Raw genomic sequence first — 25,365 nt, forward strand, 5'->3', positions numbered from 1 at the left:
AAAACCATATTTGGTTAATCACAGTTAATAGCCTCATTCCTCGATAATTTAATGGTTATTGTTAACATGCTTTAAGTTTTTGTTTATATCTTTTGTAAGCAATGTAAAATACGCCAAAAAATTTCTAAACATTATCATACCTTCATTGTGACACCGGTGTCATGTCATTTTTACTATAAAAAAGACATATCTTTAAAAATAGTTTGATAATAATCTTAAAAAACATTTATTCTGTTAGAACAAAAGTATCTATAAAAAACGTTCACGGGAATAAAAATGAAAGGCAAAGCAACGTCATTTGATATCGCGCATTATGCGGGAGTATCTCAATCTACAGTTTCTCGTGCTTTAAGAAATAGCCCATTAGTGAATGAAGAAACACGAAAAAAGGTACATGAAGTTGCTAAAGAACTTAATTATAAAGTAGATAAAAACGCCAGTAATTTACGAACTCAACAAAGTAATACCTTAGCGTTATTGTTATTTGAAGATCCAACCAAAGATGACTCCCAAATAAATCCTTTTTTTCTAGCTATGTTAGGCTCTATTACACGTGCCTGTGCCAATGTTGGATATGATTTACTTATTTCGTTTCAACAAGCAAGCAAGGATTGGCATGCCGATTATGAAGATAGCCATAGAGCTGATGGCATTATTTTACTTGGTTATGGTGACTTTATTGATTATCAAGAAAAGCTAGATAAGTTGCTAGCTCAAGGCACTAAGTTTGTATGTTGGGGTGCAAAGGTTACACAAAGCCCTAATTTATCTATTAGCTGCGATAATTATCATGGTGGACAACTCGCCGCTAAACATTTAATTGATATACAGCGAACAAACTGTGCTTTTATTGGTGATGCTTCAGAACATAGCCCTGAATTTTTTGCACGTTTTAATGGATTTAATGACGAATTTACCAAAAAGAATCTCAGTATTGATTCTAGAAAAATAGCGAATGCGATTTCTACAGATGAATCTGGTTTTCAAGCTACAAAATCTTTGATCAGTAATAATATAAAATTTGATGCTTTATTTGCTGCCAGTGATTTAATTGCGATAGGTGCGATAAAAGCATTAACTGAGGCTGGGATACAAGTACCTGAAGATGTTGCTGTAGTTGGCTTTGATGATATTCCAATTTCAAGCTTTACTAATCCACCTTTAACAACTGTGCAACAAGATACCTCTAAAGCGGGTGAAATGTTAGTGACTAATTTGCTTAAAATGATTAACGATGAAGATATAACTGTAAACTCGTTATTACCCGAGCTCATTGTTCGAGGTTCTACAAAAACACACTAAACATTAAAAACCCCAAATTGCCTATTTTGGGGTTTTTAATAATTCTTTAAAGTTGGGCTTGATATCTGTTAAGCCCCGCTTCTAAATCTTCTAATAAATCTTCAACATCTTCAAGACCGACATGTAAACGAATTAATGCACCTTTATCCCAACCAGTGGCAGAACGTAAATGTTTAATTGAAAGACTCGCCGTAATTAAACTCTCAAATCCGCCCCATGAGAATCCCATTTTAAAATGATGCATACCATCAAGCATCGCTGTAATGGCTTTTTGATTACCTGCTTTCATTACAAATGAAAACAAACCATTACTGCCTGAAAAATCACGTTGGAAAAACTCATGCCCAGGACATGACTCAAAAGCTGGATGACGAATATGATCTACTAAGGGATGTTTTTCTAGCCACTTTGCTACTTTAATCGCACTTGTTTCATGTTGTTTTAATCTAACTGGCATGGTTCTTAAACCACGTAGCGCTAGGTAAGCATCATCGGGTGAAGTACATTGGCCTAATAAATAGGAATGTTCTCTTAACTGATCCCAATGTTTTTCGTTGGCGATAGCAACGCCCATCATAACATCTGAATGACCAACGATATATTTAGTGGCAGCTTGGATAGAAATATCCACGCCAAAATCAAGTGGTTTATAATGAAAACCATTTCCCCAAGTATTATCTAACATGACAATCATATTATGTTGATGCGCAATTTTGGCTAATGTAGGTACATCTTGTACTTCCATGGTTAAAGAACCTGGGGACTCTAAAAATAAAATACTGGTATTGTCTTGAATTAAATCTTCAATACCTGCACCTATCATAGGATCATAATACGTCGTTTCAACGCCCATATTAATTAAAATTTTATCGCAAAAATCACGTGTTGGTTCATACGCATTATCCACCATTAAAATATGATCGCCTGTTTTTACAAAAGACAAAATTGCCTGTGTAATTGCTGCAGCACCACAAGGGTATAACGCACATCCAGCGCCATTTTCTAATTGTGTAATAGCATCTTGAAAGGCAAAATGGGTAGTGGTGCCGCGACGACCATAAAATAAAGTTTCATTAGCACGATTTTTAACTGCATGTTTCATATCTGCAACTGAATCAAATACCACTGTTGATGCTCTTTGAACAACTGGGTTTACAACGCCTTGTGTAAATTCTTTTTTTCTTCCTGCGGCTACAATTTTAGTGTCATTTTTCATTTTAATTTATTCCATACAAATTATCTATTATTGTGAAATTAAAGCATTTTCATTAAAAGGCTTCACAATAAAGTTTGAATAACCTCATATCGCTATTGTGACAGAATTTGGCATATATTCCTGTTGAGTAATTTTCATCATCTTTATAAATATATAATCATAATATCTGCGTTTACGGTTGTTTTGATGTTTCTATCCAATAATCAATCAAGAATCGCGAAATAGAATCTTTGCGTGGTAATTTAAGTCCCTCATCTTCATCTCCCCAATTAGAAAAAGTTTTCAGCTCTTCTCTAGTAAACCATTTTGCTTGCTCTAATTCATCTTGATCAACTTCAATTGAGCTACTGACTGCCGTTGAAGTAAATCCTAGCATAATAGATGATGGAAAAGGCCAAGGCTGAGAGGCTATATATTCTACATTTTCAACTTCAATACCCGCCTCTTCTAACACTTCCCTTTGCACTGCTTTTTCAAGTGTTTCACCAGGATCTACAAACCCGGCTAAAGTTGAATACACACCTTGTGGCCAACTTGATTGACGTCCCAATAAACAGCGTTCAATGCCATCTGGGAATGTTTTTTCAACTAACATAATCACTGCGGGATCTGTTCTTGGAAATGTTTGATGCGAACAATCAAGATTAGTACAAGTTCGGCTATGTCCTGCTTCTACTAATTTATTAACGCTACCGCATCGCCCACAAAATTTATGTGTTCTATGCCAATGGCATAAAGCGCGCGCTAATATTAATATTGAAGCAACTTGGTTTTCAATATTAGGACAAAACTGACGAACATCATAAAACTCTCCCATTTGGTTCGCATTATTTAATATTTGCTCATTTGACTTTGTCAGATCTAGCGCAAAATATGATACCTCTCCTTCTAGCCCTAAAAAAATAGCATTTTCGAGTGCATCCATATTTAGAGATGAGAGTTCATCAAATGATAAAAATATTGGCTCGTTTTTATCGTCACAAAATAAGTTTTTATCATCAAACATGACCAGCCATCTGCTATTGTTATTTTTTTTAGTTTCTAGCCAAGTATTATCTTTTCTAAAATTTGATGCGCGATCTAAGTTCATTTCACAGTATCTAAGCATTATCATCACTTACATCATTATTATTTAAATAGTTTTCAGCCCAAGTTTGTGACCAATCACCCATAGGTTTTATTAAGTTAGCCAATTCTTTTGCCTGAATGGTTAAACCATAACCTTGTGAATTTTTCTCAACTATATTCAGTTGCATTAACTCTTTTAACCTATTGTTTAATAACGTCGGAGAGATATCTTCACATCGTCTTTGCAATTCTCTAAAAGTGGTATCACCAAAACTTAATTGCCACACTATGCCTAAACACCAAGTGCGACCTAATAAATCAAAAAGGGCCATGATCGGTTTTCCACTTGATGACCCTCGAACCGGAGAACCTGGAATTGGCAGTGTCATAACTTATCCTTAAAAATTATATAATTGTAAAATCAAATAAAGCGCAATAATTCAGTTTTCCTAATGATGACCCTCGAACCGGAGAACCTAGAATTGGCAGTGCCATAACTTATCCTTAAAAATTATATAATTGTAAAATCAAATAAAGCGCAATAATTCAGTTTTCCTAATGATGACCCTCGAACCGGAGAACCTGGAATTGGCAGTGCCATAACTTATCCTTAAAAATTATATAATTGTAAAATCAAATAAAGCGCAATAATTCAGTTTTCCTAATGATGACCCTCGAACCGGAGAACCTGGAATTGGCAGTGTCATAACTTATCATTAAAAAAGCGATTGTTTTTACATCTAAGTTGACCATAACACTAACGCTACACAATATGTAGCACCTTAAACAAAAAAAGACCCGATTAAGAGTCTTTTTGAACAAAGTATGTGAAATTTATTAAAGCAATATTCTTGTTCATTAACCTTTTTCAGAGATTAATTACTTTAAATTAGCTAAGTGCGCGATTAATTTTTGATTTTCTTCTTCGATATGCTTATAAAATTCTGTATCTGCTAATTTTGAGGCTGCTGCTTCATCGATTACGATCACTGCATCACGGTGTAATTGTAGTGCTGATGCAGGACAAATTGCAGCAAGAGGACCTTCGACCATATCTTTAATTGCATCAGCTTTACCTTCGCCTGTTGCAAGTAGCACTACTTTCTTAGAATCTAAAATAGTGCCGATCCCCATAGTGATAGATAGATGTGGCTGATATTCGTCTTCAGCAAAAAAACGTGCATTATCGTCAATCGTTGCTTGTGTTAATGTTTTTACACGCGTACGAGATGTTAAACCTGATGAAGGCTCATTAAAACCGATATGAGCATTTCTACCTATACCTAGCAGCTGTACATCAATACCACCTGCTTTAGTAATTTTATCTTCATAGTCATTACATGCAGTTAATGGATTTTTAGCATCACCTGGAGGAACATGTGTATTATTTACATCGATATCAATATGATTAAATAATTGCTCACCCATAAAGTGACGGTAGCTTTGTGGGTGATCCCCTTTCAAACCTAAATATTCATCTAAGTTAAAGCTAGTTACATCAGCAAAAGACACTTTATTTTGATGATTTTTTTTAATAAGTTCTTGATAAAGTGCAACCGGAGTTGAACCTGTTGCCAAACCAATTACAGAGTTCGCTTTATTTTTAATTTGCTCAATAAATATATTAGCACCATATTCGGCAACTTGAGCGGCATCTTTTAAAATAACGATTTGCATATGAAAAACTCTTATAAAAAGAAGAAAAAGAAAATGGGACCTATGGCTAACAACCCGTGCAAGATATTATAACCATAGGTCAAAAAACCTAATCGGGATACGACAAATTTTAGGTTTAAACCATAACTGACAACGCTGTCATTATTACTCTTAATTTTTAACTTGTAAAGTAAAAGTGAATTATTTTAAGTAATTATTGTTATTACTTATACTATTTGGGCTAATTAACTGATCATTTTAATATCAACAATTGGTATAAAGCAGCCTAATGTATAATTAACTCTAAACGCTCACTAATATTTTTCGTTTATACATCCAATGTAAAACAAGTAGTTGTACACCTAATAGTGCAAATACACTCAAAAGAGGTTGCCAACTTTCAGAACCCGCAACCAATAAACCACCAAAGACGCTTTTTGCTGTATATTCCCAGTTTAATAAACTAGATGCTAAATAAATCATAATTGAGTTTGCGCCAATTATAACAAATGGGTAAACCGCTTTTCTAAAGTTTAATACATCCACAAATGCATAAAATACCGCTAATAAAATGGCACTCCAGCCAGATGTGACGAGTACAAATGAGCTAGTCCATAAATCTTTATTAACAGGAAATACTAGATTCCAAGTCCAACCGAGTGCTAAAAAAATCAGCCCTGAAGCAAATAAAATACCCACAGTTTTCCATTCGCCTAAGTCTGGCGCTTTGGCAATTAAACGACCAGCAAATATACCTAAAATAGCATTTACGATTGCAGGTAAGTTAGATAATAACCCTTCTGGATCTGTCTCGCGATTTTGATAAGTAATACCTGGTAAAAGGTGTTGGTCTATCCAAGCATTCCAACTTCCTTGCATCGTTAATACTCCTGCACTACCGCCTGGTACTGGAATAAAACTTAACCAAATCCAGTAACCAATTAAGATACTAAACGCTGTGAGCATTTGAAATCTTAAAGAGGTATGCCAAATTAACATCACTGCAAAAAACCAAGCGACAGCGATTCGCCCTAATACACTGGCGTATCTGATTTCATCTAAACTGGCCGGAATACCTGTGCCCCAACCATGATTGTAAAATATGCCTAAAACACATAATAATAGTAATCTTTTAAACGCTTTTTTATATAAAGGTAAACGTTCTGATAAAGGTAAATGATCGATTCTTTTTGGTGATAACCCCATTACCACACCGGAAAGAAAGATAAATAAAGGGAAAATTAAATCATAAAAGGTAAACCCATGCCATTGGCTATGCAATGTTTGTGCATGCGCTACTTGCCAACCTGCCCAACCTGTTAAAAAAAATAAGGCAGCGAATAATTTTTCACCACCTAAAATCCAAAACATATCCATACCACGCAGTGCATCTAATGAAGCTAACCGCTTTTTTTTATCATTTATTGTCATTTTTTACCCTTTTAACTGCAAAATTTAAATAAGTCTAAAAACTAAAAAAAAACCCGCTTGTAGGAGCGAGTTTTGTCCAGGGCTTACTTAAATAATTTTTTAGTCAGTAATATTATTACCTAAAACATAAGTTGCTAATGCATTTTGATTATTATCCAACAATACAAAGTCAGCATCAAAACCAACGTCTATTTTCCCTTTAGATTTTTCTAACCCTAGATATTCAGCCGGATAAGTAGAAGCCATTCTAAGTGCTTCATCTAAGCTAATATCTAATGTATTCACTGTATTTCGAACTGCAGAAGCCATATCTAATACGCTTCCCGCTAATTCGCCTGTTGAAGAGTTGAGTCGATCTCCTGTACGGATAACAGTACGTCCATCAAAAAAATCAAATTCGGTATCATCTGTACCGACCGGTGGCATCGCATCTGTCACTAACATGATTTTACCTTTAGGCTTAGTGCTAATTGCTAGTTTTGCAGAAGCTGGATGAACATGATGACCATCAACAATTAATCCACACCAACTGGTTTGATGCCAAAGCGCAGCACCGACAACACCAGGCTCTCTTGATGTGAAAGCAGACATTGCATTAAACAAATGTGTAAAACCATCGGCACCAGCCTCAAGTGCAGCCATAGCAGTATCAAAGTCAGCATTAGTATGACCTAAACATACTTTTACACCATAATCGACTAAGCGCTTAATATCATCTATTGATACATTTTCAGGTGCTAAGGTCACCATTTTAAGGCCTAAATCTTGGCGGGCATACACTGCAAATTCAGCTTCAGAAATACCACGAATGAATTTTTCACTGTGAGTACCTTTCTTTGGTAATGATAAGTGTGGGCCTTCAAAATGAACACCCAAAACACCAGGTACCTTGTCATTAATTGCTTGAGCGACAGCATCTGCAGCTTTATTCATTACATCAATGCTATCCGTAATTAAAGTAGGCATAACCACAGTCGTACCAAATTGACAATGTGAATACGCTATTTTATGCAAACACTCTGGCGACTGTTGTGCATTAAAAAATGCACCACCACCCCCGTTAACTTGTACATCAATAAAACCTGGTACTAATAAGCCATTTAATTTATGTGCTGACTCAACGATATCATGACCAAGTTCGGTAATTTTTCCTTGCTCAATTTTTAAAGTCACGTTCTCAAGAAATTCGGTACCTGTAAAAACGCGTTCTACCTGAAAAAACTGTGCCATTTTTATTTTGCCTTAATTACGAAATAATATTAAAAAAATCAATTACTAAATATATAAACTAAGCTAAGGATAAACGAACTTATCCAGGTATCAAATTAATTACTTAATAGCGATTGTTGTGCATAATAAACAGCGCCCATTTCTGGTGGCTGAATCGGAGGCTTTACAATACCGGCAATGTCTTTATCTAACCATTTATGTAAAGGTTCTACTAATCCACCTATCATAGATAAACGCGGTGGATTTTGCTCTAATAATTTACGTGCTAAATCACTAATATAAGACGCACCATCGCGTACTATCACTGAAGCAATTAAATCACCTTTATCTGAACAAGAAAATACAATACGTGCTAATTGTGCATAGGCACTTGAAGGTTTTCCTGCCATTTTTTCAGCTATACTCATGGCATCTTTAACTTCAAAATGCTTTAACATTAACTGTGACATCATAGTTTGTGGACCTAATCCATCTAAATCAAGTAAACATGCTTTTACGGCTTCTAAACCCATCCAAGAGCCACTGCCTTTATCACCTTGTGAAAAGCCATGCCCACCTAAAATAGTACTTTGACCGTTAACCACAGAGAATCCGCACGATCCAGTGCCAGTAATAATCACTGCACCGTCTTCGCCTTTATGGGCGCCAATACATGCAGTATGTAAATCTGTTGTTAGGAACATTTCCTTAAATGGATGATGCCATTCATTTATTTTTTGATATAAACCAGGAAGATTAACACCAGCTAAGCCTAATCCAGCAACGACTTGCTTAACATCATTTGAGCCAAGACCTGCATCTGTCATTGCAAGTTGAGTTGAGACCATAATCGACTCTAAGGTGCGTTCAAGACCATGAAGTGGATTTGCAGGACCACCTAATCCAGTACCTACTACTCCATCTTTAGTAGAAAACACAGTTGCGCGACATTTAGTACCACCGCCGTCAATTCCTATATATAACTGATTTTCTTTTTCACTGATCTCAATCATCAAATGACCCTTAGTCTTTTATTTTTTTCTCTTTATTTACTTGTGGTTTAACGGTTAACAAGTATTTAATTCCCAACTCATGTTGAATTAATGTTACACAATTAATGACAGCGTTGTCATTAATTTTTTTAAAAAAGCTACAAAAAAACAATATAACTTTATAAGTTAATAATATTAAAGTTAATTATATTAAAGTTAATTATATTAAAGTTAATTATATTAAAGTTAATTATATTAAAGTTAATTATCACTACATGAAATTATAGTTAATTAGGAATATTAGCAATAAATATAAGGTATTTAAATCACAATTTCAGTTTCGTTGTAATAGTTTAATTTTACAGTATTTAGTGCAAAATATTAAAACATAACTACGCTTATTAATATAAACACTAGCTTCAATAAAATAAAAATAGCTCAGGAGAAATAAATGAAATCCATTCGAGTTGCGGATTATATGAACAAACGCCCTGTCACCTTTAATGTTGATATGACAGTTGCTGAAGCCTCTGAAAAATTAATTCGTTCCCATCAAATAGGAGGTCCTGTAGTAGATGTTTATATGCATGTTATCGGTTTCGTATCAGAACAAGAGTGCCTATCGGGACTGTTAGAAGATACTTATTTAAGTGACCCTCATACGACCGTAGCAACTATGATGCAAGAGGATGTTTTAACTGTCAGTATGGATGATTCTATTCTTGATTTAGCACAACAAATACAAGGAAACAAACCCAAAATCTATCCTGTTGTAGACAAAAACAAACGTTTATTAGGCATTATTACACGCAGTGACATTTTAAAAGCAATCGATATTCATCTGCGTTCATTTTACGAAAACGGTCATGATCGCATAGTTTAATATCAGTAACCAAGCGATTGAAACTATATAACAAATCATTCTTCATCGCTTTTTTATTACATTATTCATAAAATTTGTCACCGATAATTTGTCTGTAAAAGTTAAACTATCTTTAAACTTTAGCATAGAGGTACTCTAATATTTCTAGCAAGATAAAATTAATGATAAACAAAAATGGAGAAAATCATATTGAGTATAATTACCCGATATAAAGGCACGATTAAATTTATGTCATTTGAAGGAGGATTCTATGGCATAGTAACTGATAATAATTTAAAGTTTTTACCCACTAACCTAACAGAAAAATATCGACAAAATGGCGCTATTGTAGAGTTTTCTGGTGATGAAATTAAAGATATTAAAACATCTCAGCAGTGGGGGATCCCTTTTGAAATAAATGATATTTAATTAAACCTAGCTGTAAAGGTGATTCGTCATTTATGTAAGATCCTTAACGAGTTTGCTGCTCTACACAAAGCCACTAATTAAAACAATAAAACCTATATCCTTGTCTTTAATTACCTTACACCATCGCCCTTTTCAATGCTTATGACATTTAGGAAACATCTAAAGTACTATAAGTTCAACCAATGGAAAAACTTTAGCCAGAGAACTATATCCGACAGCAGATCTCGTAGTAAATAGCCTACTGGAGAGTTTAACTTTTAAACCTAATGATATTTTTTTAGAGCCATGTCGTGGTACTGACGCTATCTTTAATAAAGTGAAATTGCCTGCAGCAAATAAAACCCCCATTATTATTCCCAGACCACGCTTTGTAAATGCGGGATCTGACAGCTGTGAATATTGTTGGTTTATTTGGGATCGTGGTAACAGCTTAGCTAACACTTAACTACCCCAGTCATTCCCGAAGTGTTTTATCGGGAATCTCATATTTAAGATCACAGAGTAGCTAATCAAACAATCTTTCTACGTTTTTCTAGCCACTGATTGAGCACTAATGATATAACAATCAACAAGCCTCCAAATACTAAGCGAAGAACATCAGCGTCACGATTCCAAATCACCAAATTAACGATAATTCCTGCTGGGATCAGTAAGTTATTAATAATAGCTAAAGCGCCTACATTCACTAAAGTTGCCCCTTTATTCCAAGCAAAATATCCTAAACCTGATGCCACTATGCCTAAGTAAGCTAAAACTCCCCATTGTAAATTTGAAGTCGGTAGTTTTGTTGTATCGCCAAATATTACATAACACACACTTGCGACACAAAATGCGCCTATGAAAAACCAACCAAATATCGCTTTTTGATCTAAGCTTTTATTATGCTCCTGCGCTGCCATCAGACGCTTGTAACATACTTGCCCTGTGGCAAAACATACATTAGCGCCTTGGACTAACACAAAGCCGAATATGAAGTTAGCATTGATACCGTTATAACGTATAGAGATTGCCCCAGAAGTAGCTAAAAGCGCTGTTAGCATAAAATTCAGATGAAATTTTTGTTCAAAAGCATCATTTAACAGCGTGATATAAATAGGCGTCATCACAGTAAACAATAAAACTTCAGGCACCGACAAGTACAAAAATGACTGATAATAAAAGACATACATCAAACCTAATTGAATCGCGCCTATGCCCATAAGTTTTAAAGCCGTCGATTTAGGTATATGCGATAACTTTATAAAAGGTAAAAACACTAACATCGCTAAACCAATTCTAATAAATACTGAAAACCAAGCATCAACCTGCCCAGCTAAGTACACTCCAATTAAACTAAACGAAAAGGCCCATAATACAGTGACCGAAATAAGATATGGCATTAAACACACGACTTTAATTATTTTGGTTTATTGTAAACAAAAGATAATAGCTAAAACATATTTTTATAATTTAAAATTCAATATTAAGTTTGTAAAGGAAAAATGATTTTAACCCTCACGCCACCCAGTTCACTTTTAGATACACTGATCTCAGCACCATATGCGGAAATGATTTGTTGGCAAATAGTTAAACCTGAACCTGTTTTATCTTGAGTCATGCTTTTATCACCACGATAATGACGATCAAATACTTTTTCAAATTCATCTGACTCTATGCTTGGGCTAGTATCATATACATATATATTACTTCGTCGGCTTGCTTTAATGAAGCTATTATGGCGCCACCGGGATCAGTGTAATTAATACTATTTTTAATTAAGTTACCAATAACTTGATTAGTCCGCTAAGCATCGATATCGTAAGTAATTTTACCTTTAGTTAGTTTTTTTAAAACTGATAGTGATGCCTTTAGACTCTGCTAATGCCGTAGAGTCATTACAAGCCATTGATATAAGATGATCGAGGTTAATATTTACTTTATTTAAAACAAGTTCTTGTTTATCAAACTGTGATGACTGATAAAGATCTTCGATAAGGTTGTTGAGCTGATCTATTTTGCTAAATTAGTTTGTGCCCAACTCACTTCACTAGGCGCGCCTGTTTTATTCGCTATTTTCACTGCTTTATTAGCATGTTCATAAGCAATTTCAAGCTTATTTAAAGACAAATTAACTTACGCTAATTTACTATGGTTACTTGCTATATGTCTAGGATCCCCAAGTTTTATATCTATTTTTAATGCTTGTGTAAAATAGGTAATCGTAGAATCTAATAATAGCGCTGAAATAGCAGAAATAGCAGAAATAACCGATAATATGTCCGCTATTAAAGATAAACTAGATGAAACCAAAGAAATAACTAAACAAGCAAGAACAGCGAGTATTGAGGTTTATAATATGGCAAGCCAATTAAATTCTATGGCCTCTAAATTTACGATTTATCGGATCATACCGTAAGAAATGCTTACAGGTTGATTTTATAAACTTTAGGCATTTCTATTATTAAATCAAACATTCATTTATCGCTTTAACTACAGCCTGTGTTCTATCTGAGACATTTAATTTAGCTAAAACTTGAGAAACATGATTTCGAATAGTGCCTTCAGAGTTATTTAAAGTTTTGGCTATCGCTTTATTTGATAAACCTAAAGACAAACATTTTAACACTTCTTATTCTTTAGCTGTTAGCTTTTCAGTTTTTATTTGAGTGTGAGATAGCAGGTAATTAGTCAAAGCCGGCTGTAATACTTGATGTCCTTTATATACTGTTTTAATTGCGTCAATTAAACATTCTAATTGGGCATCTTTTAAAATATAACCACGCGCACCCAAATTCATTGCTTTGACTAAAACATCACAGTCTTCAAATGTGGTAATAATCAATACAGGTGTTGTATCTTTACCTTGTTGCATCGTTCGTAAAACTTCTAAACCTGTTTTTTCAGGCATGCGCATATCTAGCAGCACTAAATCAAAGCTATGTTGTTCTAATAAATCTAAACACACAGCACCATTTTCAGCACTGTGAACTTCAGCAATTTCATCATCTAATTCGAGTAAGTTTTTTAGGCCTAAACGAACAAGGGTTTGATCTTCAGCTAATAAACATTTGATCATGATATAACCATGTTATTTGTCATTGTTTTTATAGGAAAAGAGATTTCATTTACCAGTCTGTGTTCTTTTATATCTTGTTTAAATTGCCCTTTAATTAACGCCATACGCTCTTTTAACCCAGTTAAGCCATTACCAGGTTTTGGGATAGCGTCTTCACTTTGATTATGTATCGCTGTGACAATTACCTGACTTTCAACTTCAATCAATTTAGATTGAAGGCATACGTCAAATGTTATTTCTGTAGCTTGCGTATGTTTTAAAGTATTGCTTATCATTTCTTGGCAAAAACGTATTATGCATAAGCTATCATCCTGATTTAGCATCTTTAATTGCTCATTTAGATTCAATTGGCATTTGAGCTGTGGCGTCGCTAAAAATACTTGCTCTAAACTTGTTTTTAATAATGATGGATCCGACCTTTGATTTGAGACTATAAACCTTACTTCTTCTAATAACTCTTGACTTAAGCTGTGACAAGTAGAGAGTGTTTCTTCAAGTTCAGGTGTCGCTTTTCTTTTTGCAAAATCAAGATTAATGCTTAAGGCTGTTAATTTGTGGCCTAAAGTATCGTGTAACTCTCGAGATAAATTTAATCTTTCTTGCTCTGCACTCATTGCATTCATCATACTTTGCGTTGCTTTAAGCTCTTTATAGTTTTGTCGTGACTGATAATGCACATTGAGACTTTCAATTATTTTTCTGCTTACAAACCAATTCATCATGCAAAAGAACGCCCAAACAATAAGCGTGATCCAAGGAATATCTCCTTGCCATCTTTCAAAGTTTGTAATCGAATAAACAGCCAAAATAGCAATAACAGAAACAATCATCTTTAATGGCTTAAAATGGGCACTAAATATTGCTGTAAACATAATTAAATGAATGAATACTAACGTAGTTGATGTCAATTGAATCAAACAAGATATTAATAAAAAATAGCTCACTGAAACAAAATTCACATGATCATTTGGACGTTTTAACACAAACCACAACACAACCAATATCGTTAGATGCACAGGTATTTGAGCAATAAGTAACATCTTAGAATTTGCATAATAGAGGCTTGCAATTGTGACCCCTAACCAAGAAGCAATGGTCGAGTAAGTCCAATCTGTTGTATGTCTTATTGTATGTTCCATTTACTCGGTAGCAGCCTTTTTTATTGATTTTAAATAGTAAAAAGTAATTATGACAAACATCCTATTATTAAAACAGTGACATATGTCATACCTCAAGCTATGAGTGATGACACTATTATGAAAATTGTTAAGCCTTTAATCTAATTTCAAATTTATTTAGAAACAAGATCAGAAGGACAAAATATGAAAACCCGTGAACGTTTTCACTATATGGATAATTTAAGGGCTGTTGCACTAATTCTTGGCGTTATTTACCATGCATCTTTGGCTTATAGCCCTTTTATGGCAAACTTATGGTTTACTGCCGATCAAAATAACAACGCAATTTTTGATATTTTAGGTCACTGGTTACATTTATTCAGAATGCCGGTATTTTTTATAATTGCGGGGTTTTTTGCATATCTATTAATAGAAAATAAAGGTCTTAAATCATTTTTAAAACACAGAACAAAACGTGTTTTATTACCTTTCATTGTTTTTTTTCCTCTTTTAGCAGGCCTATTTTTACATGCTTTAAAATGGGGTTCACAATTTCCAGAAACCTTACCCCCTATTTTCACCTTATTTGAACAAGTAAAAGATTTACCGCCAAGTACCATGCATTTGTGGTTTTTATGGAATTTATTTGGTTTCAGTGTTTTATTATCTTTTTTAATGTTTTTTAGAAGGGTTATGCTGAGTGTATTAAAAACTTTAACAAACAAATGGTTTTTATTGTTCATTCTGCCCTTATTAATTACACCCGCTTTATATAGTCAGTTTGCACCATTTCCTGCACCTGACAAATTTATACCTCAATTTTGGTCTTATGGATTTTATGGCATATTATTTTTAGTCGGCGCGGGAATATTTATTAACCAAACTGTAATAAAACAACTCTTTCCTTTTACACGCTATTTATTAGCAACTGCAATTATCAGCTACATTATTTTTTGGCAACTTATGCCACCAGCGCTAACTATTGAACAAGTAATAAAGTTCTCACAAGATGGTGCGATTAAAGTATATGGCGTTAAACATTTAATGCACGTATTAGCTCAAAGTATTTCTGTTGTTTATTGGTCTTTATTAGCCTTAATATTTGCAAGTAGATATTTAGATCATGCTAATAAATTCACCCGTTATATTACTGATTCCTCCTATTGGGTTTATTTAGTTCATGTGCCTGTTTTACTTTATATTCAAATGCCACTCTTAAGTCTTGATATCTCAATATTTTTAAAGTTTATCATTGGGGTAACAATCACATTAATCGTAAGTTTTGCAAGCTATCACATATTTATAAGATTTAGTTTTATTGGTAAATTATTAAATGGCATAAAGCATAATCGTACACCACAAACAGTGTAAGCTTAAAACAAAAAAACAGGCAAATTTGCCTGTTTTTTTAGTAATTTCTTATTTTTAAAAGATACGACCTAAGCTTTCTAAAGCTGAACGATTGGTTTTAGCAATGCATTCAGTATCTCCGAGTGATTTTTTTGTTTCAGGATCAGCTAAACCAGTTACTTTAAGTTTATTTTCACCTTGATACTCTCGTAATGCTACTACAGTATTTTGATCGTATTTCAGATCTGCGATTTCAAATTCTTCATATTCAGGTTTCGTCTTCAAATACCCTAAGCAAATAAGGCTCATTCGCGACATCGCAATATCCATTTTTTCATAATGTGTTAAGCGATTATTTGGTACTTCAACTTTAACTGGTTGTGCTGCTACTGTTTTTTTAGTCGTATTAGTACTTACTTTCAAAGGTGCAGGTGCTTTATGACCCTGAGCTAGAGAATTATCAGAATTGTAGCGATAATACGTTTTAGGAACTTTAGTCTCTAAGTAAGACACTGCTTTTATGATCACTTCACGTAATGCTTTTTCTTTTGGTGTATTAGACCAACCGCTGATATTACCGCCAACTAAAGCACCACCAAAGTTAGTTGCAGCACTTGTAAAATCAAAGTCTTTGCTGCCCCCTTCAATACTTGTAGCAGCCAAAATACGTGAAGTGCGAGTATCAATTAAACGCAAATCGATTGCCATATGAGAACTTGAAAACCCTGCTGAAACAGAACTAAATACATCACCAATTAAACCTGAGCCACCAACATTGGTGCCTGAACTATCATCATCAAATTCAGTTACTGAAGCAACAACAACCATTTCTGCACCTTCAATTTGACCATATGCAGCCCCAGAATCTGCACTCACTCGACCTGATACAGCTAAGTCTTGCTCAGATAAAACAGCATCAAGAGCTTGGCGTTCAAGAACAATAAACCGATTTGTACCTACTAATGCAGTTGTTAGCTGATCGGCCATACCTTCGCCAATCTCTTTACGCCACCAATGAGCATCATTCGATTTATCAGTAAAACGCGCAACCGCAATACGTGCTTTAGGCCCATTGTAATCTTGCTTTGCAACCTCATTTATATTGGCTGCATTTTGATTAGATGTCACTTTTGTTGAAGTAGTTTGACAAGCTAAGAGGTTTACTGCGATTAAAGCTGAAATAAGCAGCTTTGGAGTGTGAGTTAATATATTGATCCTATATTTATTATAATTAAATACTTAGAATCGTATTTACTGATTTGATAAATCAAATAATACATATTAAAGCATTTAAAATTAATTCCTTATTCCTTCATAGTATATATAAATCACCTGGTTAAAAACAATACATAATTTGAATTTTAAGTACAGATATTTATAAGTAAATAATTTTTTTGTTCAAAGAAATTGATTTAAGTTCAATAAATGAAGATAAAGTACTAAATAATTAAATAATTAAATAATTAAATAATTAAATAATTAAATAATTAAATAATAATTTTAGTACTTTTATTTATATCAAATTAAAAACTATAAACTACTCACATTCCTATCATGAGCCTTTAATGGGTTGTTATCTGGAAAAGCTAGTTGTTCATTTTCATCTAGTATTCAAGGCGATAAACAGTTTCTATCTTTTACACATCGTTCAGCCCATTAAACCTGCCATGTCCAAGTAAGTCATGGCTGGCTTGGTCTATTTCATTAACAGCAGATACGCCAACAGATAATGAAACATCATCGCCACCACCTAGCATAGGATGATGACAACTAACACAGGCAACACTTTGTTCACCGCCTAAGTTTTTTGCAAAAAATAATTTTTTACCCAGTTGTGATATTTGATCCGCAATTTTTGGTAAGTTTAACTCTGTTTCATTTATTGAAGTTATTTCAAGGGAGATCAATAATTCTTTTAATCTTTGCTGGGTATTGTCTAGTTCATTTAATAGCGGTCTATTTGGTCTTACTGGTCTATTATCATCTCCTTCACCAGGTTTAGGCTTTTCCTTTGCAACGGCATTAAAAACACTCAATGCTCAAATTAATACGATATTACACATTTGAAATTTCATTTTATTTGTACTGCTATTTTTCATACTTAACCTCAAAAAGTATCACTACATCTTTGTGATGAACGTATTAAACTGCATTTGGTTGACACCAATATAAAATTAATTGTAATTATTTCATTGGGCGTATATTTAAAAATGTCACTATAAAGCATTGAAGGTTTGTATTTTTACCTATGGCTTGTTACTGTAATGTCAGTTAAAACACGAAAAGGAACAATTTCGAATGAGCATTAATCTTAATAATTTTGAAGAACTTGCACTACCTGTACTTAATAAACTTGCTGAAAGTTTTCCAACATTTTTAGGTGCATCAGACCTACCAGGTGAAGGCGATGACAGAAATGATGTTTTAAGTATTTTACAGAACCAAGATCTCATTTTTTGTAATAACAAAAGCTGTTTTCAATTAACAACTGCCGGCGCTAAGTTATTTGGCTGCTCTATTGCTAAATCTTTAAAAAGCAAAATAAAAAGCGCTTCTTCTGAAGAGACTGCTTAGTAAATTCTTTTAAAAATAAGAGAGTTAATATTCAGCTCTCTTTTCCACTATGTTCCTTACCCTTTAGCTCCGACTATTATTCAATATAAAAAACTAATAAATTATCATTGTTTTTTTGATTTAGCCAAATCAAGTACTAGACTCAAAATTCAATAAATGGAACTCATTTAATACTCATTAAAGGATTAATAATGTTTATGCAAATGCATTCAAGTGGCATTTTTAACAAACAAAATGTGCGTTCAATCACATTTATATTTTTGCTATTTTTAACTGCTTTTTCCTATTGCAAAGATTTATTAAATAACGAGCTAGACTTGTTAATTAGCCAAAGCGAATTTGCTGAATATTTTAACCAAACTTCTCACTCTGAACTCTCTACATCAAACACAGAGATAGATATTCAACAAGGTGCCTCTGTCAACCAAACCCACTTAAATCATTACTCTTTTAAAAACACCATAGATATTTATCAAACCGGAACGAACAACATTGCTGACATTAATATCTTTGGCAAAAAAATATAATCCAGACAAAACAGATTGGTGAAGGAAATAATATAAACATACATCAACAAAGTAATGACTCCCTTACAACTGTTGAACAATTTGGAAATTACAACCAAGTCATTATAAACATTCAGGGCAACACTCAGATTAATCGTATTACTCAAATGGGAAGCCATATGGCAGCAATAATAAGAAATTAACATTCAATAAAATGAGTTCAGGTAATTAAAATTAAAGTTTTTATTTTTTAAATCGTAAAACTATTCTAGCAGCTTTATTAACTGCTACTTTAGGATATACAACAAGTGTATCAGCTCAAGATGTTACAATTGACCAACCAGGTGTTGATAACAGTGCCCTGGTCAATCAACTTGGAGAAAACCACGCTTATATTATGCAATCAGGCACGATGAATAATACTTGGATTAATCAGGATAATTTAAATAATCATGTTAATGTGAACCAAGATGTCAATTCATTTCAATCACATGCTGAAGTTCACCAAACAGGTGAAAGTAATGTCAATACATTTACCGGATACCGCAACTCAATAAATGTAAGTAGGGACTGGCAATAGCGCCACTGTGAATATGAATTAAGTTAAAGTTTGTTTATGTTGTTCTATTGATAATAGCAGCCTACCTATAAGTACCTAAATTCAAATATGCGTAAAGAAAAAACCGCTCTTCTTAACTTTTAAGGTACTGCTTCAGTTTAAAGACTAAGTTAGGAGAATTTGTGGAGAAAAATAATATAAAGGTGATATGGTGTTGTTTGATATTACAGATAAATAATTTATGACAATTTCAACGTACTATAGTGACTATACACATCAATCATTCAAGGATATCATTTAAAATCGAATGCCATTCATCTATGATGAACAGCTTTCGATCATTTACTTCCTATTGCATTATCACAATTGATCTATCAATTCCAAAGACAGTGAATCAATTTAACATTACTCTGGAATAGGTGATGCTAAGTTTGAACTATCGGCAATAAATTTAGCTTTAGGATGAGAATTCATTATATTTTCTACTTCACTAATTTGTTTTTTACTTACGTCAATTACAATAACTACTTCACCGGCATCTAAATGTTGCTCAAATAGATCAGTAAAATAGCTATCAAATGAACCTCCAGTCATTTTTAATAACAGTAATGAGAAACTGACAACTAAAACTATCAGTAAAATTGGCATATGCGATAAGCTATTGAATATATCTGTAAATATATTTAATCCTAAAACGATTAAAATTAATAATAACGCAGATAAAAGATTTGCTCTCTTAGAAGCTGAAATTATATTAGTTTTTTCTAACTGGGGACTTCCGTGTAAATGGTGAGTCTTTATTCCTTCGCTATCACGACTTAATACATAAAAATGATGGTCATCAATGCCATTATTATGTACTTCATTTGAAATTTGCTCCGCGTCATCTAAATCATTGGTAATATAAAACAATCTCTTCATGCAACACCTGCCAAATAATTCTATTTATTCTCTTAGTGTAGTTTGATTATTTAAAAATTTACAAATCCATAGTAATTATATGGTTATAAAAACCATAAACTAATAGCTCTATCTATCCCTTTTTTGAAATTCCTTTAGTTTTCTCTTGTCATCAGAAGTAATTACATTTAATATTCGCGCGCTATTAATTATGATAATCATTCGCATTAACGTTCAAATTTTAACCTATGCTTTTCTGAACTTAAAATCTAATGTGAATTTTTCAACTTTGTAATTAATTTATAAATTGTCGTTGTGTTTAATCGGTTTTGATCTGGTTTGGTTATTTAGATAAATAAAACGCCATTGCAGGTCGTTACCTAAAAGGTTTTTAAATGTTAAACAAAATCATTAAAACAGCTCTACTTTGTACTCTGATGATTTCTTTAAGTGGTTGTGAACTTGCTTTATTCGATCCAAAAGGTCCTGTTGGAGAGCAAGCAAAATTACTTATTTTTATCTCCGTCGGCTTAATGCTGATTGTAATCATTCCTGTAATTTTTATGACTTTTTATTTTCCTTATAAATATAGGTCGACTAATAAAAATGCTGAGTATAAGCCGCATTGGGAGCATTCAACAAAAATCGAGCTCATTGTTTGGTTAATACCTTGTTTAATTATTATTGTATTGGCTACAGTGACTTACCAAACCTCACACTCACTCGATCCCAGAAAACCATTAGGAAAAAATGAAGATACGGTCACAATTCAGGTAGTTGCAATGGATTGGAAGTGGTTATTTATATATCCAGAACAACAAATTGCGACTGTAAACGAAATTGCCATACCTGTTAATAAACCTATCGAATTTTTAATTACATCTGACACTGTAATGAACTCTTTTTTTATTCCTCGCTTAGGTAGCCAAATATACGCTATGGCAGGAATGGAAAACCGCTTGAATTTAATGGCGAGTGAGCAAGGTGTTTTTCGCGGTATGTCGGCAAATTATAGTGGTTTTGGTTTTTCGGGTATGAAATTTAAAACTCATGCTTTAGACCAAGCCGGTTTTGAGCAATGGATAAGTAAAGTTAAACGCTCCCCACTTAAACTAGATGAAAAAATGTATAAAATGCTTTCAAAGAAAACTAAAGACCACGCTGTGCAACATTTCCATGATGTTGATCCATTGCATTTTAAAAAGACAATAGAAAAATATACGGGAGTACAAAGTGGCAAATAAAGCGACAATTATTACCGATCCGGATCCATTCACAGGTAAGCTCACTTGGGATTCTATTCCATTACACGACCCTGTCATTCTGCCCGTGATGATAGCTGTGATATTAGGTGGTTTAGCCTTATTGATAGTCATTACTAAAATGGGAAAGTGGCAATATTTATGGGATGAATGGTTTACCTCTGTTGATCATAAAAAAATAGGGATTATGTATATCATTGCTGCCATAGTGATGCTAATACGAGGCTTTTCTGATGCACTTATGATGCGTGCCCAACAAGCTTTTGCAACAGCAGACAGTGTTGGTGCAGGCTATTTACCTCCTGAACACTATGATCAAATTTTCACTGCTCATGGCGTTATAATGATTTTCTTTGTTGCTATGCCACTCGTAGTAGGATTAATGAATATCATAGTCCCCTTACAAATTGGTGCAAGAGATGTTGCTTTCCCATTTCTAAATTCACTCAGTTTTTGGTTATTTGTAGTTGGTGCTATTTTAATAAATATTTCTCTATTTTTAGGTGAATTTGCAGCAACTGGCTGGCTTGCCTACCCGCCTTTATCTGGTATTGAATACAGTCCCTGGGTAGGAGTAGATTATTGGCTCTGGGCATTACAAATATCAGGTATAGGAACCTTATTAACTGGGGTTAACTTCTTTGTGACCATTTTAAGAATGCGTGCTCCTGGTATGAAATTAATGCAAATGCCGGTTTTCACATGGACTTCATTGTGTGCAAATGTATTAATCATTGCCTCTTTTCCAATTTTAACCGTTACTTTAACTTTGTTAACCCTAGATCGTTATCTTGGTACTCATTTTTTTACTAATGATTTAGGTGGTAATCAGATGATGTATGTCAATTTAATTTGGGCATGGGGTCATCCAGAAGTATACATTTTAATCTTACCTGCATTTGGTATTTTCTCTGAAATAACGTCTACTTTTTCACGTAAACGCCTGTTTGGTTATACCTCTTTAGTATGGGCTACAGCCGCTATTATGGTACTGGCTATGGTTGTTTGGTTACACCACTTCTTTACTATGGGTGCCGGTGCCAGTGTAAATGCCTTCTTTGGTATCGCAACTATGATTATTTCAATACCCACAGGGGTTAAAATATTTAACTGGCTGTTTACTATGTATAAAGGTCGAGTTGAATTTACAGCATCCATGTGGTGGACATGTAGTTTCTTATTCACCTTTACCATAGGTGGTATGACTGGCGTAATGCTCGCTATCCCAGCAGCAGATTTTGTATTACATAACAGCTTATTTTTAATAGCTCATTTTCACAATGTAATCATAGGTGGTGCCGTATTTGGATATTTTGCAGGCATTACTTATTGGTTCTCAAAAGCAACGGGCTTCACTTTAGACGAAAAACTCGGAAAAATTGCTTGTGCGCTTTGGACTATCGGTTTCTTTATCGCATTTATGCCTTTATATATTCTTGGCTTTAATGGCATGACACGTCGATTAAATTATTACGATAACCCTGATTGGGCACCTATGTTATGGATTGCTGCTTTTGGTGCAATAGTGATCCTTGGCGGTATCTTAGTACAGCTTTATCAAATATTTATCAGCATACGTGATCGCCATAAAAATAAAGATTTAACCGGTGATCCTTGGAATGGTCGCACGCTTGAATGGTCTACATCATCTCCTCCTCCATTTTATAATTTTGCCACTATGCCAAAGATCCACGATCGAGATGAGCATTATTATAAAAAAGAGCATGAAATTGCTTATGAGAAACCTGAGAAATATGTCCCTATTCATATGCCTAAAAACACCTGGGCAGGCATTGTAATAAGTGGTTTCTCTCTTGTTATGGGGTTTGCTTTTATTTGGCATATTTGGTGGATGGCGATATTTGGTTTTGTTGGCGCGATTGCATCTTGGATTATTTACTCTTTTGAGCGCAGTAAAGATTATTACGTTCAAGTACCAGAAATAAAACAAATAGAATCGGTGCATTTAGCTGATATTGCTAAACATCACCCTATTTCTAAAACGTCATCTTAATTGCACAGGAGTAAAAAATGACTGCTACACATCATGATGCGTTGATAGAAACGCATCACGACAATGATCACCACGATTCAGGTGGCGATACAGTATTTGGTTTTTGGATTTATATCATGAGTGATTGCATATTATTTGCGACACTCTTTGCAACTTATGCAGTATTAAGTACAAGTTTTGCTGGTCAAATAACACCTAAAGAACTATTTGATTTGAACTTCGTTTTAGGAGAAACAGCATTACTTTTATTAAGTAGCTTCACTTTTGGTATGGCAATGTTATACGCCAACAAAAAACAAATGAAAGGCATGATTATATGGCTTTCTATCACATTTTTACTTGGTTCTGCTTTTTTAGTGATGGAAGTTTACGAGTTCTATCATTTTAGTAACGAAGGAGCGACACCTCAAACAAGTGCTTATTGGTCTGCTTTTTATGCCTTAATTGCAACTCATGGCTTACATGTATTTGCAGGATTAATATGGATGCTAGTGTTATTCGCCCACTTTAAACGAGATGGGATAAATGAAGATAATCTAGTTAGGCTTGCTTGTTTAAGTCTATTTTGGCATTTCTTAGATGTTATCTGGGTATGTGTATTTTCAGTAGTTTACTTAATGGGAGTCATGTAATGAGCACGCATGTTTTAGAAACACAACACAGTCATGGAGGCGCTGCTCATGGCAGCGTAAGAGAGTACGTAATTGGATTATTATTATCCATTGCTTTAACAGCTCTGCCATTTGCGTCATTAATGTTCGAGTTATTCACTGGACCAGTTACATTAATGATCATACTGCTTTGTGCTGTAGCACAGATATTTGTTCAGTTAATTTTCTTTTTACATATGAACTCATCATCAGAACAGCTATGGAATACAACATCTGCTGTTTTTATCGTTTTAATAGTCGCTATTTTGGTAGTAGGTTCTATTTGGATTATGGAACACCTAAACCACAATATGCTGATGGGTCACTAATATGATAAAAAGTTTTTTACAGTTAACAAAACCTGGCATTATTATTGGTAACTTAATCGCAGCTGCAGCTGGTTTTTTTTTGGCTGCACAGGGAAATATTGATTGGTTTTTATTTTTAGCTATGTGTAGTGGTGTAATCTTAATTATTGCATCTGGTTGTGTTTTCAATAATTACATTGATAGAGATATCGATGGATTAATGCAAAGAACGTGTAATCGCGTATTAGTTAAAAAGTTAATATCACTAAATAGTGCGTTAGTGTATGCATTTATACTTGGATTAGCTGGTTTTACAGTTTTATTTGTATTTACTAATATTACCTCTTTATTTTTTGGCGCATTAGGCTTTATCGTATATGTAGGCTTTTACAGTTTGTATTTTAAACGTAAATCAATATATGGCACTTTAGTAGGTAGTTTATCTGGTGCCTGTCCTCCAGTTATTGGCTATTGTGCAATTACAGGTAATTTCGATATTGGTGCTGCAATTATTTTAATCGCATTTTGCTTATGGCAGATACCTCATTCATATGCAATTGCAATATATAGAATGACAGATTACCAAGCTGCAAAAATTCCTGTTTTACCTGTTTGTAAAGATATAAAGACCGCCAGAATGCATATCATTGCTTATATTACCGCATTCACATTAGTCTCTTTATTACTATCTCAACAAGCTTACGTTGGGATTATTTATGCTGTTGTTATGAGTATATTGGGAGCTTATTGGCTGTACATAGCAATCGCTGACTTTAATCGTTTAAGTAACCAAATGTGGGCAAAACGTTTATTTGTATTCTCCATTTTAACAATTACTATTTTAAGTGTTTTAATCTCATTCGATTTTAATGTAAATACACTCAATTTGATGGTTATGAGGTAA

The 25,365-nt window shown here is 33.8% G+C and carries 29 protein-coding genes; 13 read left to right on the forward strand and 16 right to left on the reverse strand.

Annotation, left to right across the window (positions count from 1 at the left end; translation table 11 throughout):
* Window positions 1–276: 276 nt before the first annotated feature.
* Window positions 277–1,302: a LacI family DNA-binding transcriptional regulator gene (locus PSA_RS13290; RefSeq protein WP_042150829.1), complete on the forward strand. Its 1,026-nt coding sequence runs from the start codon at window positions 277–279 to the stop codon at window positions 1,300–1,302.
* Between the two features lie 46 nt (window positions 1,303–1,348).
* Here PSA_RS13290 and PSA_RS13295 read toward each other — a convergent pair whose 3' ends face one another.
* From PSA_RS13295 to nagK, 7 genes are all read right to left on the reverse strand, one after another.
* Complete coding sequence (locus PSA_RS13295) at window positions 1,349–2,518, reverse strand: cystathionine beta-lyase (RefSeq protein ID WP_042150831.1); 1,170 nt, start codon at window positions 2,516–2,518, stop codon at window positions 1,349–1,351.
* A 172-nt stretch (window positions 2,519–2,690) separates the two neighbouring features.
* The gene (nudC, locus tag PSA_RS13300; RefSeq protein ID WP_042150833.1) at window positions 2,691–3,626 is read right to left on the reverse strand and encodes an NAD(+) diphosphatase; all 936 of its coding nucleotides are present in this window, start codon (window positions 3,624–3,626) and stop codon (window positions 2,691–2,693) included.
* Window positions 3,619–3,975, reverse strand: a complete 357-nt coding sequence (locus PSA_RS13305) for a helix-turn-helix domain-containing protein (protein WP_042150835.1) — start codon at window positions 3,973–3,975, stop codon at window positions 3,619–3,621. The genes nudC and PSA_RS13305 overlap by 8 nt, the downstream gene beginning before the upstream one ends.
* 490 nt (window positions 3,976–4,465) lie before the next feature.
* Entirely contained in the window at window positions 4,466–5,263 is a 798-nt protein-coding gene (gene nagB / locus PSA_RS13310; RefSeq protein WP_042150846.1) for a glucosamine-6-phosphate deaminase, read from the reverse strand.
* A gap of 282 nt (window positions 5,264–5,545) precedes the next feature.
* Window positions 5,546–6,673, reverse strand: coding sequence for a transmembrane glucosamine N-acetyltransferase NagX (gene nagX, locus PSA_RS13315; RefSeq protein ID WP_042150848.1), 1,128 nt, complete (start codon window positions 6,671–6,673; stop codon window positions 5,546–5,548).
* Window positions 6,674–6,772: 99 nt separating this feature from the next.
* Window positions 6,773–7,903 carry an N-acetylglucosamine-6-phosphate deacetylase gene (nagA, locus tag PSA_RS13320; RefSeq protein ID WP_042150850.1) on the reverse strand — a complete coding sequence of 377 codons (1,131 nt, stop codon included), beginning with the start codon at window positions 7,901–7,903 and terminating at the stop codon, window positions 6,773–6,775.
* Between the two features lie 95 nt (window positions 7,904–7,998).
* Window positions 7,999–8,895 carry an N-acetylglucosamine kinase gene (nagK, locus tag PSA_RS13325; RefSeq protein WP_042150852.1) on the reverse strand — a complete coding sequence of 299 codons (897 nt, stop codon included), beginning with the start codon at window positions 8,893–8,895 and terminating at the stop codon, window positions 7,999–8,001.
* A 430-nt stretch (window positions 8,896–9,325) separates the two neighbouring features.
* Between nagK and PSA_RS13330 the strand changes: the two genes are divergently transcribed.
* Window positions 9,326–9,757: a CBS domain-containing protein gene (locus tag PSA_RS13330; protein ID WP_042150855.1), complete on the forward strand. Its 432-nt coding sequence runs from the start codon at window positions 9,326–9,328 to the stop codon at window positions 9,755–9,757.
* 228 nt (window positions 9,758–9,985) lie between these two features.
* A complete protein-coding gene (locus PSA_RS13335; protein WP_052380202.1) occupies window positions 9,986–10,165 on the forward strand; it encodes a hypothetical protein in 180 nt (59 codons plus the stop codon).
* A 159-nt stretch (window positions 10,166–10,324) separates the two neighbouring features.
* Here the strand turns inward: PSA_RS13335 and PSA_RS25290 are convergent, their stop codons facing one another.
* From PSA_RS25290 to PSA_RS24625, 3 genes are all read right to left on the reverse strand, one after another.
* Complete coding sequence (locus tag PSA_RS25290; protein ID WP_157575780.1) at window positions 10,325–10,513, reverse strand: hypothetical protein; 189 nt, start codon at window positions 10,511–10,513, stop codon at window positions 10,325–10,327.
* Window positions 10,514–10,674: 161 nt separating this feature from the next.
* Window positions 10,675–11,544 (reverse strand): DMT family transporter, encoded by an 870-nt coding sequence (locus PSA_RS13345; RefSeq protein WP_042150858.1) that lies wholly within the window; start codon window positions 11,542–11,544, stop codon window positions 10,675–10,677.
* 83 nt (window positions 11,545–11,627) lie between these two features.
* On the reverse strand, window positions 11,628–11,870 hold the full coding sequence (locus PSA_RS24625; RefSeq protein WP_082305729.1) for an ATP-binding protein: 243 nt from the start codon (window positions 11,868–11,870) through the stop codon (window positions 11,628–11,630).
* A gap of 549 nt (window positions 11,871–12,419) precedes the next feature.
* On the opposite strand from PSA_RS24625, the gene PSA_RS25295 reads away from it, so the two are divergent.
* Complete coding sequence (locus PSA_RS25295; RefSeq protein WP_157575781.1) at window positions 12,420–12,560, forward strand: hypothetical protein; 141 nt, start codon at window positions 12,420–12,422, stop codon at window positions 12,558–12,560.
* A gap of 45 nt (window positions 12,561–12,605) precedes the next feature.
* Here the strand turns inward: PSA_RS25295 and PSA_RS26365 are convergent, their stop codons facing one another.
* The 3 genes from PSA_RS26365 to PSA_RS13355 are packed head-to-tail and all read right to left on the reverse strand — an operon-like array spanning window position 12,606 to window position 14,359.
* A complete protein-coding gene (locus PSA_RS26365) occupies window positions 12,606–12,770 on the reverse strand; it encodes a response regulator transcription factor (RefSeq protein WP_231665255.1) in 165 nt (54 codons plus the stop codon).
* A gap of 3 nt (window positions 12,771–12,773) precedes the next feature.
* Entirely contained in the window at window positions 12,774–13,220 is a 447-nt protein-coding gene (locus PSA_RS13350; protein WP_231665256.1) for a response regulator transcription factor, read from the reverse strand.
* Window positions 13,217–14,359, reverse strand: coding sequence for a sensor histidine kinase (locus tag PSA_RS13355; protein WP_042150860.1), 1,143 nt, complete (start codon window positions 14,357–14,359; stop codon window positions 13,217–13,219). Before PSA_RS13355 ends, PSA_RS13350 begins: the two co-directional genes overlap by 4 nt.
* Window positions 14,360–14,542: 183 nt before the next feature.
* On the opposite strand from PSA_RS13355, the gene PSA_RS13360 reads away from it, so the two are divergent.
* On the forward strand, window positions 14,543–15,709 hold the full coding sequence (locus PSA_RS13360) for an acyltransferase family protein (protein WP_042150862.1): 1,167 nt from the start codon (window positions 14,543–14,545) through the stop codon (window positions 15,707–15,709).
* A gap of 54 nt (window positions 15,710–15,763) precedes the next feature.
* On the opposite strand, the gene PSA_RS13365 is transcribed toward PSA_RS13360, so the two are convergent.
* The gene (locus PSA_RS13365; protein WP_042150864.1) at window positions 15,764–16,897 is read right to left on the reverse strand and encodes a CsgG/HfaB family protein; all 1,134 of its coding nucleotides are present in this window, start codon (window positions 16,895–16,897) and stop codon (window positions 15,764–15,766) included.
* 428 nt (window positions 16,898–17,325) lie between these two features.
* Window positions 17,326–17,724: a cytochrome c peroxidase gene (locus PSA_RS13370; RefSeq protein WP_042150866.1), complete on the reverse strand. Its 399-nt coding sequence runs from the start codon at window positions 17,722–17,724 to the stop codon at window positions 17,326–17,328.
* A gap of 262 nt (window positions 17,725–17,986) precedes the next feature.
* On the opposite strand from PSA_RS13370, the gene PSA_RS13375 reads away from it, so the two are divergent.
* The 3 genes from PSA_RS13375 to PSA_RS13385 all read left to right on the forward strand — a co-directional run bounded on the left by PSA_RS13375 (window position 17,987) and on the right by PSA_RS13385 (window position 19,348).
* Window positions 17,987–18,262: a hypothetical protein gene (locus tag PSA_RS13375; protein WP_042150868.1), complete on the forward strand. Its 276-nt coding sequence runs from the start codon at window positions 17,987–17,989 to the stop codon at window positions 18,260–18,262.
* A 191-nt stretch (window positions 18,263–18,453) separates the two neighbouring features.
* Window positions 18,454–18,789, forward strand: a complete 336-nt coding sequence (locus PSA_RS13380) for a hypothetical protein (RefSeq protein WP_042150870.1) — start codon at window positions 18,454–18,456, stop codon at window positions 18,787–18,789.
* A 376-nt stretch (window positions 18,790–19,165) separates the two neighbouring features.
* Window positions 19,166–19,348 (forward strand): hypothetical protein, encoded by a 183-nt coding sequence (locus PSA_RS13385; protein ID WP_042150871.1) that lies wholly within the window; start codon window positions 19,166–19,168, stop codon window positions 19,346–19,348.
* Between the two features lie 384 nt (window positions 19,349–19,732).
* On the opposite strand, the gene PSA_RS13390 is transcribed toward PSA_RS13385, so the two are convergent.
* Window positions 19,733–20,248, reverse strand: coding sequence for a hypothetical protein (locus tag PSA_RS13390; RefSeq protein ID WP_042150873.1), 516 nt, complete (start codon window positions 20,246–20,248; stop codon window positions 19,733–19,735).
* Between the two features lie 374 nt (window positions 20,249–20,622).
* On the opposite strand from PSA_RS13390, the gene cyoA reads away from it, so the two are divergent.
* Genes cyoA through cyoE form a run of 5 tightly spaced genes read left to right on the forward strand, consistent with a single transcriptional unit; the run spans window position 20,623 to window position 25,365 of the window.
* On the forward strand, window positions 20,623–21,471 hold the full coding sequence (cyoA, locus tag PSA_RS13395; protein WP_042150875.1) for a ubiquinol oxidase subunit II: 849 nt from the start codon (window positions 20,623–20,625) through the stop codon (window positions 21,469–21,471).
* Window positions 21,461–23,503: a cytochrome o ubiquinol oxidase subunit I gene (gene cyoB, locus PSA_RS13400; protein ID WP_042150877.1), complete on the forward strand. Its 2,043-nt coding sequence runs from the start codon at window positions 21,461–21,463 to the stop codon at window positions 23,501–23,503. The genes cyoA and cyoB overlap by 11 nt, the downstream gene beginning before the upstream one ends.
* Before the next feature lie 17 nt (window positions 23,504–23,520).
* Entirely contained in the window at window positions 23,521–24,135 is a 615-nt protein-coding gene (gene cyoC, locus PSA_RS13405; protein ID WP_042150879.1) for a cytochrome o ubiquinol oxidase subunit III, read from the forward strand.
* Window positions 24,135–24,482: a cytochrome o ubiquinol oxidase subunit IV gene (cyoD, locus tag PSA_RS13410; RefSeq protein ID WP_042150881.1), complete on the forward strand. Its 348-nt coding sequence runs from the start codon at window positions 24,135–24,137 to the stop codon at window positions 24,480–24,482. Before cyoC ends, cyoD begins: the two co-directional genes overlap by 1 nt.
* Window position 24,483: 1 nt before the next feature.
* Window positions 24,484–25,365 carry a heme o synthase gene (gene cyoE, locus PSA_RS13415; RefSeq protein ID WP_042150883.1) on the forward strand — a complete coding sequence of 294 codons (882 nt, stop codon included), beginning with the start codon at window positions 24,484–24,486 and terminating at the stop codon, window positions 25,363–25,365.

Origin of the sequence: Pseudoalteromonas sp. '520P1 No. 423', assembly GCF_001269985.1 — a bacterium.
Classification (GTDB): Bacteria; Pseudomonadota; Gammaproteobacteria; order Enterobacterales; family Alteromonadaceae; genus Pseudoalteromonas.